Origin of the sequence: Streptomyces sp. YIM 121038 (assembly GCF_006088715.1) — a bacterium.
Lineage (GTDB): Bacteria > Actinomycetota > Actinomycetes > Streptomycetales > Streptomycetaceae > Streptomyces.
In genome coordinates, this window is the sequence record NZ_CP030771.1 from 1,404,726 (window position 1) to 1,417,234 (window position 12,509).

Below are 12,509 nucleotides of genomic sequence, written 5' to 3' on the forward strand. Positions count from 1 at the left end.
GGTCCGGCCAGGACGCGGTCAGGCGGTTCTGGTCCGAGCGCGGTCAGGCGGTCCGGCCAGGACGCGGTCAGGCGGTCCGGCCGGGACGCGGTCAGGCGGTTCTGGTCCGGAAGCGGCGGCGGTAGGCCGCCGGGGTGGTGGCCAGCTGCCGTCGGAAGGCCCGGTGCAGGGTCTCCACCGAGCCGAGCCCCGCGGCGGCCGCGACCCGGTCGAGCGGGCAGTCCGTGGTTTCGAGGAGCCGCCGGGCGACCTCGATGCGGACGCCCTCGACGTAGGCGGCGGGGCTGGTGCCCGTCTCCTGGGCGAAGACGCGGGCGAAGTGCCGCTCGCTCAGGCACATCCGAGCGGCCAGGGCCGGCGCCGACAGGTCCTCGTCGAGGTGGTCGGCGATCCACAGGCGCAGCTCGTCGATGTCCCTGCGGCTGGTGCCGGAGCGGCGCAGCGGCACGGAGAACTGGCTCTGGCCGCCCTGCCGTTTGAGGTAGACCACGAGCTGGCGGGCCACCGCGAGGGCGGTCTGCTCGCCCTGGTCCTCGGCGACCAGGGCGAGTGCCAGGTCCAGGCAGGCGCTGATGCCCGCCCCGGTCCACAGCCGGCCCCGGTCGGCCCGGACGAAGATGGGGTCCGGGTCGACCGTGACGTCCGGGTGGTCGGCGGCGAGCTGGGCGGCGGTCGACCAGTGGGTGGTCGCCGTCAGACCGTCCAGGAGCCCCGCGGCGGCCAGCAGATGGGCGCCCACGCACACGGACGCCACCCGCCGGGCGTGCGGAGCGGTGGTCCTCACCCACTCCACGACGGTGGTGTCGATGCGGGCCACGGGGCCGTCGTCGGTCATGTCGACCGCGCCCGGCACCAGCAGCGTGTCCACCCGGTCGCCGACGTCGTCGAAGGCCACGTCGGTGAGCAGCCGCACCCCGGCCGACGTCCGGACCGCTCCGGCGGTCGGTCCCGCGAGGCGGACCTCGTATCCGGCGCGGCCCGCCGTCTCCCGGTTGGCCAGCGCGAACACCTCGGCCGGACCGGTGACGTCGAGGAGGTCGACATCGGGGAAGACCGCGATGACGACCCGGTGGGGAAGGGGCATGTCCCCATGCTCACCCGCGCCCCCGATGACCGCAATGACGATTCCCTGTCACATCCGGACACCCGACCGAGGGGGCCGTCCCGGCGCTACGCCCGTGTGAACAGCGTGTGGCGGCGCTCCGACAGCGTCCCGGTGCCCGTTGACGACGTCGAAAGTCCGGTGCTCAACTGTTCGTATGCCGTCCTCGCAGCCACTGGTCTCACGCGAGCACATCGACCTCTGTCGGGTGTGTTCCACCGCGTGTCCTGGCGTGGGCGCCCTGCGCGGGTAATCGGCCCTTCGGGCCTCGTCCTCAAACGCCGGACGGGCTCCATCGGTGTGCCTGACGCACGTTCTCCCCTGATCCCCGTCATTCGGATCCGGCCCTTCGGCCTTGTCCTCAACCGCCGGACGGGCTCCGACCCTCCCGCCGGGCCCTCCCCGCCCGAGCCCGTTCTCTCACCCACGTACGAAAGGCTCGCCATGCCCGTGGAGTTCCTCGGTATCGCCGCGACCAACGACGGTTCGGAGACCCGGCCCCGCTCCGGTGCCGCCTTCGACAAGCAGTACACGCTGCGGCTCGCCCGGGCCCACGAGGACCACGGCTGGGACCGGGTGCTCTTCGCCTACGGCTCCGGGTCGCCGATCCCCGCGGCCGCCGCCGGATACCTCGCGGCGAAGGTCGAGTCGCTGCAGATCCTGCTCGCGCACCGGCCGAACGTGTCGTACCCGACGTACGCGGCACGGACGTTCGCGACGCTCGACCAGATCAGCGACGGGCGTCTGACCGTCCACTTCATCACCGGGGGCAACGACCACGAGCAGCGCCGCGAGGGCGACACGCTGAGCAAGGACGAGCGCTACGCCCGCACCCGCGAGTACATCGAGATCGTCAAGAAGGTGTGGACGCGGCACGAGGCCTTCGACCACGAGGGCGCGCACTACCGCTTCCAGGACTTCGTCAGCGACGTCTTCCCGGTGCAACAGCCGCACCCGGGCGTCTCGTTCGGCGGTTCGTCGCCCGCCGCGTACGCCGCGGGCGGGGCCGAGGCCGACGTCTACTGCCTCTGGGGCGAGCCGCTGGCCGAGACCGCCCAGCAGATCGAGGAGGTCACCCGGGCGGCACACGCGGCCGGGCGCGCCGACGTGCCGCGCGTCCAGGTGGCGTTCCGGCCCATCATCGCGCCGACCGAGGAACTGGCCTGGGAGAAGGCGCACCGCACGGTGGGCGCGATCCGGGAGCGCCGCGCGGGCGGGCAGACCCTGACGCGGCGCCGCTCCTTCGACGCGCCGGAGAACACCGGCTCGCAGCGGCTCATCGCCATCGCCGAGCAGGGCGAGCGCTTCGACCGCGCCCTGTGGACGCCGACCGCGGCCGCCACCGGGGGCGCGGGCAACTCCAACGCCCTGGTCGGCACCCCGGAGACCGTCGCCCAGGCGCTGCTCGACTACTACGACCTCGGCGTGGACGTCCTGTCCGCACGCGGCTACGACCTGCTCGGCGACGCCGTCGACTTCGGCCGGTACGTCATCCCGATCGTCCGCGAGGAGGTCGCCAAGCGCGACCGCGAGGGCGCCGAGCGCGGGCCGCAGACGCTGGAGCGCACCCTGAGCCGTCTTGCGGTGGCGGGATGACCTCCGCCGCGCCGCCCTCGGCGGCGGCCCCCGCGCCCCCGGCCGACGCCGCCGGGCCCCAGGTCCCCGCCGAGCCGACGGTCGTCCCGGCCCGGCACTACTGGCGCTGGGCCGCCGGAGCCGCCGTCCTGGTCGTGGCCGCCCAGTTCGCCCACGGGCTCCTCACCAACCCCGCCTGGGAGTGGGAGGTCTTCTTCCGCTATCTGACCGCCGACAGCGTGCTCCGCGCGGTCTGGGTGACCCTGCAACTGACCGTGTACGGCACGGCGCTCGGCTTCGCGCTCGGTCTGGTCGTCGCCCTGATGCGTCTCTCCAGCAGCCCGCTGCTCTCCGGCGTGGCCTGGCTGTACGTCTGGGCGTTCCGCTCCATCCCGCTGATCGTGCAGCTGCTGTTCTGGTTCAACCTCGCTTATCTGTACGAGGAGTTGGGGATCGGCATCCCCTTCGGGCCCGTCGTGTGGAGCTTCGGCACGATGCACCTGGTCGGGGCGATGTCCGCCGCCGTCATCGGGCTCGCGCTGCACCAGGCCGCGTACGCCGCCGAGATCCTGCGCGGCGGCTTCCTCGCCGTCGAGCCCGGCCAGTTGGAGGCGGCGGCCGCGCTCGGCATCCCCCGGCTCCGGCAGCTGCGCCGGATCGTCCTTCCGCAGGCGATGCGCTCGGTCCTGCCGAACGCCGCCAACGAGATCGTCTCGCTGTTCAAGGGCACGTCCATCGTCTCGGTGATGGCGATCGGCGAGCTGTTCTACCAGGTGCAGGTGATCTACGGCCGCAACGGCCGGGTGGTGCCGCTGCTCATGGTCGCCACGGTCTGGTACATCGTCCTGACCACGCTCCTGTCGATCGTCCAGTACTACGTGGAGCGGCACTTCGCGCGCGGCGCCGACCGCACTCCCCCGCCGACGCCGCTCCAGCGCGCCCGCACCTTCGCCCGCGCTCTCCTGTCCTCCTCTCACCCCCTCACCCCCCTTCGGGAGAAGCGATGAGCACCGCCCCCGTGATGGTCGACGTCCGCGGCGTCCACAAGAGCTTCGGCGCGCACGAGGTGCTGCGCGGCATCGACCTCCAGGTGCGCGCCGGTGAGGTCACCGTGGTCATCGGCCCCTCCGGCTCCGGCAAGTCCACGCTCCTGCGCGCCATCAACCACCTGGAGAAGCTCAGCCGGGGCTCGGTCAGCATCGACGGCGAGCTGATCGGCTACCGGCGGCGCGGCGACAAGCTGTACGAGCTCAAGGAGCGGGAGATCCTGCGCCAGCGCACCCGGATCGGCTTCGTCTTCCAGAACTTCAACCTCTTCCCGCACCTGACCGTCCTGGAGAACATCACCGAGGCGCCCGTCTCGGCGCTGCGCCGCCCGAGCGCGGAGGCGAAGGACCGGGCGCGGGCGCTGCTCGACCGGGTGGGGCTCGGCGACCGGGCCGACGCCTACCCCCGGCAGCTGTCGGGCGGTCAGCAGCAGCGCGTGGCGATCGCCCGCGCGCTCGCCCTCGACCCGCAGGTGCTGCTCTTCGACGAGCCGACGTCCGCGCTCGACCCGGAGCTCGTCGGGGAGGTCCTGGACGTCATCAAGGACGTGGCCCGGGCCGGTACGACCATGATCGTCGTCACGCACGAGATCGGCTTCGCACGCGAGGTCGCCGACACCGTGGTCTTCATGGACGACGGCGTGGTGGTCGAGCAGGGCCCGCCCCGGGACGTCCTCGACCACCCGCGGCACGAGCGCACCAAGGCGTTCCTCTCCAAGGTCCTGTGACCCCCGCACACCCCGCCCCGGCCCCCGGCCCTCCGTCCCCTCCGTCCCCCTGGCCCCCTCCCCGCACCGCCCCGAGGAGCACCACCATGCCCGCGCCCGTCAGCCGCCGCGCCACGCTCACCTTCGCGCTCGCCTCCGCCCTCACCCTGACCACCGCCGCCTGCGGCGCCTCCGCCGACGACGAGACGGGCCCGGCCGCCCGCGCACGGCCCGGCGCCAAGGGCGCGAAGATCGACCTGAGTCCCGATCAGAAGCGCCTCAGAGCCCGGAAGGTCGACGCGATCGCCCGCCTCGTGCCCGACCGCGTCCGCTCCCGCGGCACGCTCGACGTGGTCGCGTCCGCGGGCTCCGTACCGCCGCTGACGTTCTACGCTACCGACGACAAGACCGTCATCGGCGTGGAGACCGACATCGCCCACCTGGTCGCCGACGTGCTCGGCCTGAAGGTGCGCTCGCACGCGGTCGACTGGGCGAACATCTTCGTCGGCCTGGACAGCGGCAAGTACGACGTCGGCTTCAGCAACATCACCGTCACCGAGGAGCGCAAGGAGAAGTACGACTTCGCCACCTACCGCCTGGACACCATCGCCTTCGAGGCCAGGAAGGGGCGCGGCTGGAAGGTCAAGGGGCCGGAGGACGTGGCGGGCCGCGTCGTCGGGGTCTCGTCCGGCACCAACCAGGAGAAGCTGCTCGTCGACTGGAGCAGGCAGAACGTGAAGGCGGGCCGGAAGGCCACCGAGATCAAGTACTTCCAGAACACCAGCGACTACTACCTGGCGCTCGGCTCCGGCCGCATCGACGCCTACCTCGGCCCCAACCCGGTCGCCGCCTACCACGCGGCGAGCACCGGCAGGTCCGAGGTCATCGGCACCTTCTCGGGCGCGGGCGACCGCCTCCAGGGCAAGATCGCCGCCACCACGAAGAAGGACAACGGCCTCATCGAGGCCCTCCACAAGGCGCTCCAGCACCTCATCGACGACGGCTCCTACGGCAAGGTGCTCGCCCACTGGGGGCTCGCCGACGAGGCCGTGCGCACCTCGGAGCTCAATCCGAAGGGGCTGCCCAAGGGCGCGTGAGGGCGGGGCCGCCGCCGGTCCCTGGAGGGGGGAGGGACCGGCGGCGGCCGAAGTCCGCCCGGGGCGGCGCGGTGGAGGCGCGGACCACCAGCGACACCGGGAGCAGCAGCGAGCGGGCGGGCCGCGCCGGGCCCGCCACGCAGTCGAGGAGCATGCGCGCGGCCTCGGCGCCCACCTCGTGGTGCGGCACCCGCACGGTGGTGAGCGCGGGACGCAGCCGGCCCAGGAAGGGCATGTCGTTGAAGCCGACGACGCTGACATCGGCCGGGCAGCGCAGGCCGCGCTCGGCGATGGCGTCGTAACAGCCGAGGGCGAGCAGGTCGTTGGCCGCGACGACGGCGGAGCAGTCGGCGCCCGCGTCGAGCAGCGCGCGCAGGGCCCGCGCGCCCGCCGCCTCGCTCCACCGGGCCGCCTCGGTGAGCAGCGCGGGGCCCTCGGCGAGCCCGAGGTCGCGGACGGCGTGCAGGAAGGCGCGGGCGCGGGCGGCCCCGGTGGAGGTGGTGGCGGGCCCGCCCACGAAGGCGACGCGGGTGTGGCCGAGAGCGGCGAGGTGGGCGACGGCCTGGGTGATGCCGGAGGCGTCGTCGGGGGTCACGCACGGCACGTCGAGGCCGTCGACGCGGCGGTTGACGAGGACCAGGGGGACGCCGTCGGCGTGCAGGGCGCGCAGTTGCGGGTGGTCGCGCAGCGCGGTGGCGACGATGAGCCCGTCGACCTGCCGGGAGCGCAGCGAGTCGACCTGGGCGTGCTCGCGCCGCGGGTCGTGGTGGGTGTCGACGATCCAGGCGTGGTGGCCCGCCGGTTCCAGGACGCTCTCGATGCCGCGCACGAGGGGCGGGAAGCAGGGGTTGGTGAGGTCGGGGACGACCAGGCCCACGGTGTGCGAGCGCGCGGTCTTCAGGCTGCGGGCGATCGGGTTGGGCCGGTAGCCGAGGTCCTCGGCGGCGCGCAGCACGCGGCGGGCGGTGGCCGCGCTGACCCGGGCGCGGGTCGCGGGGTTGAGGGCGCGGGACGCGGTGGCCGGGTGCACGCCCGCGGTGTCGGCCACGTCGCGCAGCCGGACCGGGCGCGGCCTCAGCACGCCTGCGGGTCGAGCAGGCCGTAGGCGGGGTCGAGCGCGGTGGCCGGGGCCGGGTCGCCGGGGCGGTAGCGCAGGCGCAGGCCGAGCACGGTGTCCAGGGCCGCGCGGTCGGCGGCGCCGTCGGGGACGAGTCCGTCGGCGGGGTCGCGCAGGCGCGCCGCGTACCGGGCGGCGAGGTCGTCGGGCAGGGCGAGGGCGGCGCGCGTCTGCTCCAGGACGAGGCGGTCGAGCACCCCGGAGACGATGAGCCGGGACGTCTGCGCGAGCGCCGAGCTCAGCGCGTGCGCGGCCTGCGCGCGGCGCGGCCCCACGGCGGTCAGCACGGTGCCCAGATAGGGCCCGCACACCTCGGTGAGCCCGGCGAGGCGCACCGCCCCCGCGGCCTCCGCGCGCAGTTCGCTGCCCGCGCCGAGGACGGTGGCCGCGCACCGGCCGTCGAGCAGCGCGGCCAGGCGGCGGGGCGTCGAGCCGAGGGGGACGGCCTCGTAGTCGCCGGGGCCCCCGCAGGGCGCCTTGAGGCCGAGCGACTCCAGGACGGCGTACAGGCCGAAGGCGAATCCGGAGTCCGGCACGTCCACCCCGACGGCGGCGCCGCGCAGTTCGTCGGGCCCCTTGACGCCCGGTGCGGCGTACACGCCGAGGCCGAGGCCCCGGTCCAGAGCGGCGAGGATGCGGGCGTCGCCGGTGTGCCCGAGCGGGTTGTCGGACACGAAGCGGTACGCGATGACGTTGTCGGGGCTGGTGAACGCGGCGTCGACCGCGCCGTCGAACAGGTCGCGGAACTGCGCGGGCGAGGAGGCGCACGGCACTTCGGTGACGGTCAGACCGTGCTGGTCGAACAGCCCGGACGCCCGCGCCACGCGCAGCAGGACGGACGGGCTGAACACGCCGACGGTCAGTGAGCGGTGGCGCATGGGCGCGCTCCTGGGCTCGGGAGAGTTCACGGAATCGCCGTGGGGCCTGCCGTGCGCAATCGATTGTGGAGAGTCCGGCCCGCCCGCGACAAGGGGCAGATGCGCGCGAAGCCCCGAGTGGCCCGCAATCGATTGCCGCCGGAGGAGGAAGCCGCGCCTCCCCCTCCGCCACCGCACCGGTCCCCGCGCTAGCGGACGGGGAGCGGGGCGCCGCGCTCCGCCTCGCCCCGGGGGCCGAAGATGCGGCGCTCCGCCGCGGTGATCGGCACGTCGTTGATGCTGGCCTCGCGGCGGGCCATGAGGCCCTCCTCGGTGAACTCCCACAGCTCGTTGCCGTAGGCACGCCACCACTGGCCGTTCGCGTCCTGGGACTCGTACTGGAAGCGCACCGCGATGCGGTTGCCGTGGAAGTCCCACAGCTCCTTGCGCAGCGCGTACTCCCGCTCCCTCGACCACTTGTCGCGCAGGAACTCCACGATCTCGGCGCGGCCGGTGACGAACCGGTCGCGATTGCGCCAGACCGAGTCCTCGGTGTAGGCGAGCGCGACGCGCTCGGGGTCGCGGGTGTTCCACGCGTCCTCGGCGGCCTGGACCTTCTGCCGGGCCGTGGCCTCGTCGAACGGCGGGAACGGCGGACGTGCCGTCATGGCGGGCTCCTCTCGTTGTCGCCACCCCCTGGAGAACGCTCGTTCTCCGGCGCTGCGCACCAGCATAGAGAACGATGGTTCTCAGCGGTAGTCTTTGGCCAATGGACACCACCCTCGCCAGGGAGAAGGCGCTGGACGCGGCCGAGGAGCTCTTCTATCGGCGCGGCGTCCAGACCGTCGGCATGGACGACATCCGCTCCGCTTCGGGCGTCTCGCTGAAGCGCCTCTACCAGCTCTTCCCCTCGAAGGAGCGGCTCGTCGAGGCCTATCTGGAGCGACGGGACGTGCGCTGGCGCCGGCAGCTCGCCGCGCACGTGGAGCGGCACGAGGATCCCGAGCGGCGGCTGCTCGCGGTCTTCGACTGGCTGGGCGAGTGGTTCGCCGAGCCCGGCTTCCGCGGCTGCGCCTGGATCAACTCGTACGGGGAGCTCGGCGCGACGTCCGAGCCGGTGGCCCGCCAAGTGCGCCTGCACAAGGGGGCGTTCAAGGAGTATCTGGCCGCTCTCGTGGCGGGCGCGGGGCTGCCCGGCGAGCTGGCCGAGCAGCTGTTCCTGCTGGCCGAGGGCGCGATGGTGAGCGCGGGGATCGACCGCGCCCCCGGCCCCGCCGCGCACGCGGCCCGCGCGACGCGGGCGCTGATCGCGGCCGCGCGGTGAGCACGGGGCCCGGCCCCGCCGGGCCCCGTCGGGTGGTGCGTCAGCCCGTCTGCGAGGCCTTGCGCAGCGCCGTCAGGCAGGTGCCGATGGCCTCCTGGAGCTCTTCGAGGCGCTGGACCATGTCGTCCTCGTAGATGTCACCGAAGTCGGCGGCGTCGTCGAGGGTCAGCTCCTCGAAGACCTTCGTCGCCTTCTGGAGGCTGCTGTAGAACTTCGTCCGCCGCTCCTGGACGCGCAGCTCCGGGTCCGCCTCGACGGTCTCGGCCACGAGCGTCTTCACCGTGTCGTAGGCCTCCGAGGCCCACTCCCCGGCCTCCTCGGGCTCCAGCTCGTCGATCAGGGACAGATGCCGCTCGGCTTCCTCGCGCAGCTCGGCCGGGGCGTCGATGGTCTGCCCCGCGGGGGTCCTGACCTGGCCCTCCTCCGCGATCTTACGGACGTACTCGATGCGGTCGGCGGCCCTGGCCTCGCCCGCGACGGCCTTCTTCAGGTCGTCGGTGCGGGCGATGTCACGGGCCAGGTCGACCTGGAGGACCGGGTCCTCCTTGATCCGGTCGAGCAGCGCGTGCCGGGCGGCCTGCGCGGTGGAGGGGTCGGCGAGGATCGCGGCGCGCAGTGCCGTGGGGTTCTCGGCGACCTCCAGGGCCTTGGTCGGGCGGATGCCCTCGGCCTCGGCGGCCGCCATGATCGCGGTGCCGCGGGCGGAGGAGGCGCTGGAGCGCGGCACGTAGTAGGTGAGCCAGACGTCGGCGTCGGGCAGCTCGACCTCCTGGCCCGGCGCCAGCTCCTCGAAGTGCGGCACGAGTCCGTCGTCGGCGGCCCGGTCCCAGGCCTTGTAGAAGCGCATGACGCGCTCGGCGGAGCACCCGGCGAGCTCGCCGAACTCCTTCGCGGACGCCTTCGGCGTCTCGGCCGCCGACTGCCCGCCGGGCCGCACGCTGCGCGCCACCTTCAGGCCGAACGTCCAGCCGCCGGTGCGCGCGTACACACCGAACTCACGGGCGTCGCGCGCGACGAGCTCGCGCGCGGCCTCGTACGCGCCGTCCCGTCCGGCCTCCGGTGCGGCATAAGCGGACTCCTGCACGTCATCGCGTACGTCCAGGGGCGCGTCGGTGGCCGGGGCGGGCCCGGCCGTCGGGCCGGCCGGGGCGGACGGGGCGATCACTGCGGTCACAGATAACTCTCCGAGTGTGCGTCGTGAGCGATAGGAAACAGAACGTACAGCCTATATCGCCCCGTTGCTCCGGCTTTCCGCATCCGCCCGTGCCGCCCCACGGCGCGTCGGCGCGGCCCGCCGGACCCCGGCGGGCCGCGCCTGTCGCGTCAGGCCCCCGGCCTCAGCGGGCCGAAGAACGCGCGCAGTTCGGAGGCGACCTGGTCCGGCTCCTCATGGGACATGAAGTGGCCGCCGCGCCGCGGCTCGCGCCAGTGCCGCAGGTCGGCGAAGACGCGCTCGGCGAGGCTCCGCGGATAGTTCGCGTACCCCGGCTCGTGGCTGAGCGTGACGGCCGCGGGCACGGTGACGGGCGGCAGGATCTTGTTCAGGTGGAAGTCGTAGTACTGCTGGAACGAGGTGCCGATGCTGGCCGTCGCCCAGTACAGGGTGGCCACCGTCAGGAGCGTGTCCCGGTCCCAGCGCCGCGCGACGTCACCGTCGCAGTCGCTCCAGTCGCGGTACTTGTCGACGATCCAGGCGAGCAGCCCCGACGGCGAGTCGATCAGGGCGGCGGCGACCGTGTCCGGCCGGGTGCACATGATCTCGCTGTAGCCGCCGTCGGTGCGGTCGTACGCGGCGAGCGCGTCGAGGTACGTCTGCTCCTCGGCGGTCGGCGGGTGCTTCTCGAAGTCGGCGCTCACCAGGGCGGAGGTGACGTGCACCCCGGCGACGTGGTCCGGGTACAAGGCGCCGAGCCACTGGGTCACGCCGCCGCCGATGTCACCGCCGAAGGCCCCGTACCGCTCGTAGCCCAGCGTCCCGGTCATCAGGGAGTGCCACGTCTCGGCGACGCCCCGGCGCGTGAACGGCCCGCGGGGCAGCTCCGAGTACAGGAAGCCGGGCAGCGAGGGGATCACGACGTCGAAGGCGTCGGCGGGGTCGCCGCCGTACGCGGCCGGGTCGGCGAGGCGCCGGGCGACGCGGAGCATCTCCACGAAGCTGCTCGGCCAGCCGTGGCTCAGCACCAGCGGCAGCGGCGCGGGCGCGCCATCGGGGCGCCGTCCGCGCAGGTGGAGGAAGTGCAGGCGGGCGCCCGCGACCTCGGCGGTGTAGTGCGGGAAGTCGTTGAGCGCGGCCTCGGCTGCGCGCCAGTCGAAGCCGTCGGCCCAGTACGCGACGAGGTCGCGCAGCTGCGCCGGGTCGGCTCCGGCCGCCCAGGGCGTCGCGTCGGACGCGGGCGTGAAGCGGGTGCGGGCCAGGCGTGCGCGCAGGTCGGCGAGGACGTCGTCGGGCACGTCGACGCGGAAGGGGGTGGGGGTGGAGGTGGTGCGTGCGGTGGAGGTCATGGTTCCTTCGCTCAGGAGTGCTGCGGGTGCTCGGGCGAGCGGGCGCTCCTGCGCGGCGGCCGTGCGGGGAACCGGTCAGACGGAACAGGCGGTCTGACGGTCAGGCGCGGACGGCGGTCGGGAGGGCCCGGACGGTGCGGTCAGTGGTCAGGTCGCGCAACGGGCTCACCTCCTTCGTCGGTCCGCACGCGGTACGGAGGACCGCGTGACCCGGCCGACTATACACACGAACTGATCATCGCCACAGGGTCCGCGGACCTAGGACTCGCGGCGCCGGAGGCCTAGGACGAAAGGAACGGCCCGGGTCTGGCCCGCGGCCGGTGGCCCGGGCGGTCACGCCCCGTGAGACTTGCCCCATGGACACCTCACGGACCGACGCCTATCTGCTCCGCATCGGCGCGGAGCGCCCCGCCGCGCCCACCTCGGCGGCCCTGCGCGACCTGCACCTGGCGCATCTGCGCGCCGTTCCCTTCGAGAACCTCGCCATCCACTTGGGCGTGGAGGTCGACCTCGTCGAGGAGGACCTCGTCGCGAAGGTCGTCGACGGCCGCCGCGGCGGGTTCTGCTACGAACTCAACGGGGCCTTCGCCGCCCTCCTCACCGCCCTCGGCTTCGAGGTCGACATGCTCCAGGCCAGCGTCTACCAAGGGGACCGCCTCGGGATCCCGTACGACCACATGGCGCTGCGCGTGCGCACCGCCGACGGCGGCGACTGGCTGGCCGACGTGGGCTTCGGCAAGCACAGCCACCACCCGCTCGCCGCCGCCGAGCGCGGCGACCAGAGCGACCCCGCCGGCACCTTCCGCGTCGCCGAGACGCCCGCGGGCGACCTGCGCGTCCTGATGGGCGGCGAGCCGCAGTACCTGCTCGACCCGCGGCCGCGCGCGCTCGCCGACTTCGACGGCGGCGCCTGGTACCACCGCACCTCGCCGAAGTCCCACTTCACCCGGTCCCTGGTGTGCTCGATCCTCACCACCACCGGCCGGACCACGCTCAGCGGCAGCAAGCTCACCGTCACCCCGCTCGACGGCGAGCCGCAGGTCACCGAACTCTCCACGGACGCCGAGGTCCTGGAGGCGTACGCCACCCGCTTCGGCATCGTGCTCGACGAGGTGCCCCGGCTCGCGGAGCCGGTCCGGGTCGGGGGCCGGTAGCCTCCACGCCGCGGGCGGCGGTGTCCTT

The 12,509-nt window shown here is 73.7% G+C and carries 12 protein-coding genes; 6 read left to right on the forward strand and 6 right to left on the reverse strand.

Annotated features, from left to right (window positions below):
• Nucleotides 1–91 precede the first annotated feature (91 nt).
• Entirely contained in the window at nt 92–1,084 is a 993-nt protein-coding gene (locus tag C9F11_RS05405) for a helix-turn-helix domain-containing protein (RefSeq protein WP_138958167.1), read from the reverse strand.
• A 462-nt stretch (nt 1,085–1,546) separates the two neighbouring features.
• Between C9F11_RS05405 and C9F11_RS05410 the strand changes: the two genes are divergently transcribed.
• From C9F11_RS05410 to C9F11_RS05425, 4 genes are all read left to right on the forward strand, one after another.
• Nucleotides 1,547–2,698, forward strand: coding sequence for an LLM class flavin-dependent oxidoreductase (locus tag C9F11_RS05410; RefSeq protein ID WP_138958168.1), 1,152 nt, complete (start codon nt 1,547–1,549; stop codon nt 2,696–2,698).
• A complete protein-coding gene (locus C9F11_RS05415) occupies nt 2,695–3,684 on the forward strand; it encodes an amino acid ABC transporter permease (RefSeq protein WP_138958169.1) in 990 nt (329 codons plus the stop codon). The genes C9F11_RS05410 and C9F11_RS05415 overlap by 4 nt, the downstream gene beginning before the upstream one ends.
• Nucleotides 3,681–4,451, forward strand: coding sequence for an amino acid ABC transporter ATP-binding protein (locus C9F11_RS05420; RefSeq protein WP_275940268.1), 771 nt, complete (start codon nt 3,681–3,683; stop codon nt 4,449–4,451). Before C9F11_RS05415 ends, C9F11_RS05420 begins: the two co-directional genes overlap by 4 nt.
• Before the next feature lie 86 nt (nt 4,452–4,537).
• Nucleotides 4,538–5,527 carry an ABC transporter substrate-binding protein gene (locus tag C9F11_RS05425; protein WP_138958170.1) on the forward strand — a complete coding sequence of 330 codons (990 nt, stop codon included), beginning with the start codon at nt 4,538–4,540 and terminating at the stop codon, nt 5,525–5,527.
• Here the strand turns inward: C9F11_RS05425 and C9F11_RS05430 are convergent.
• The 3 genes from C9F11_RS05430 to C9F11_RS05440 form a co-directional block, all read right to left on the reverse strand.
• Nucleotides 5,496–6,608 carry a LacI family DNA-binding transcriptional regulator gene (locus C9F11_RS05430; protein ID WP_212767804.1) on the reverse strand — a complete coding sequence of 371 codons (1,113 nt, stop codon included), beginning with the start codon at nt 6,606–6,608 and terminating at the stop codon, nt 5,496–5,498. The genes C9F11_RS05425 and C9F11_RS05430 overlap by 32 nt on opposite strands.
• Nucleotides 6,602–7,522 carry an ABC transporter substrate-binding protein gene (locus tag C9F11_RS05435; RefSeq protein WP_138958171.1) on the reverse strand — a complete coding sequence of 307 codons (921 nt, stop codon included), beginning with the start codon at nt 7,520–7,522 and terminating at the stop codon, nt 6,602–6,604. Before C9F11_RS05435 ends, C9F11_RS05430 begins: the two co-directional genes overlap by 7 nt.
• A 188-nt stretch (nt 7,523–7,710) precedes the next feature.
• Nucleotides 7,711–8,169: a nuclear transport factor 2 family protein gene (locus C9F11_RS05440; protein ID WP_138958172.1), complete on the reverse strand. Its 459-nt coding sequence runs from the start codon at nt 8,167–8,169 to the stop codon at nt 7,711–7,713.
• Between the two features lie 101 nt (nt 8,170–8,270).
• On the opposite strand from C9F11_RS05440, the gene C9F11_RS05445 reads away from it, so the two are divergent.
• On the forward strand, nt 8,271–8,825 hold the full coding sequence (locus C9F11_RS05445) for a TetR/AcrR family transcriptional regulator (protein ID WP_138958173.1): 555 nt from the start codon (nt 8,271–8,273) through the stop codon (nt 8,823–8,825).
• A gap of 40 nt (nt 8,826–8,865) precedes the next feature.
• On the opposite strand, the gene C9F11_RS05450 is transcribed toward C9F11_RS05445, so the two are convergent.
• Nucleotides 8,866–9,999: a hypothetical protein gene (locus C9F11_RS05450; RefSeq protein ID WP_138958174.1), complete on the reverse strand. Its 1,134-nt coding sequence runs from the start codon at nt 9,997–9,999 to the stop codon at nt 8,866–8,868.
• A 149-nt stretch (nt 10,000–10,148) separates the two neighbouring features.
• On the reverse strand, nt 10,149–11,327 hold the full coding sequence (locus tag C9F11_RS05455) for an epoxide hydrolase family protein (protein WP_138958175.1): 1,179 nt from the start codon (nt 11,325–11,327) through the stop codon (nt 10,149–10,151).
• Between the two features lie 356 nt (nt 11,328–11,683).
• On the opposite strand from C9F11_RS05455, the gene C9F11_RS05460 reads away from it, so the two are divergent.
• Complete coding sequence (locus C9F11_RS05460) at nt 11,684–12,481, forward strand: arylamine N-acetyltransferase (protein WP_138958176.1); 798 nt, start codon at nt 11,684–11,686, stop codon at nt 12,479–12,481.
• Nucleotides 12,482–12,509 lie beyond the last annotated feature (28 nt).

Coding starts and splice junctions, on each gene's coding strand:
- C9F11_RS05405 (WP_138958167.1), bottom strand. CDS start 1,084: ATGCCCCTTCCCCACCGGGTCGTCATCGCGGTCTTCCCCGATGTCGAC.
- C9F11_RS05410 (WP_138958168.1), top strand. CDS start 1,547: ATGCCCGTGGAGTTCCTCGGTATCGCCGCGACCAACGACGGTTCGGAG.
- C9F11_RS05415 (WP_138958169.1), top strand. CDS start 2,695: ATGACCTCCGCCGCGCCGCCCTCGGCGGCGGCCCCCGCGCCCCCGGCC.
- C9F11_RS05420 (WP_275940268.1), top strand. CDS start 3,681: ATGAGCACCGCCCCCGTGATGGTCGACGTCCGCGGCGTCCACAAGAGC.
- C9F11_RS05425 (WP_138958170.1), top strand. CDS start 4,538: ATGCCCGCGCCCGTCAGCCGCCGCGCCACGCTCACCTTCGCGCTCGCC.
- C9F11_RS05435 (WP_138958171.1), bottom strand. CDS start 7,522: ATGCGCCACCGCTCACTGACCGTCGGCGTGTTCAGCCCGTCCGTCCTG.
- C9F11_RS05440 (WP_138958172.1), bottom strand. CDS start 8,169: ATGACGGCACGTCCGCCGTTCCCGCCGTTCGACGAGGCCACGGCCCGG.
- C9F11_RS05445 (WP_138958173.1), top strand. CDS start 8,271: ATGGACACCACCCTCGCCAGGGAGAAGGCGCTGGACGCGGCCGAGGAG.
- C9F11_RS05455 (WP_138958175.1), bottom strand. CDS start 11,327: ATGACCTCCACCGCACGCACCACCTCCACCCCCACCCCCTTCCGCGTC.
- C9F11_RS05460 (WP_138958176.1), top strand. CDS start 11,684: ATGGACACCTCACGGACCGACGCCTATCTGCTCCGCATCGGCGCGGAG.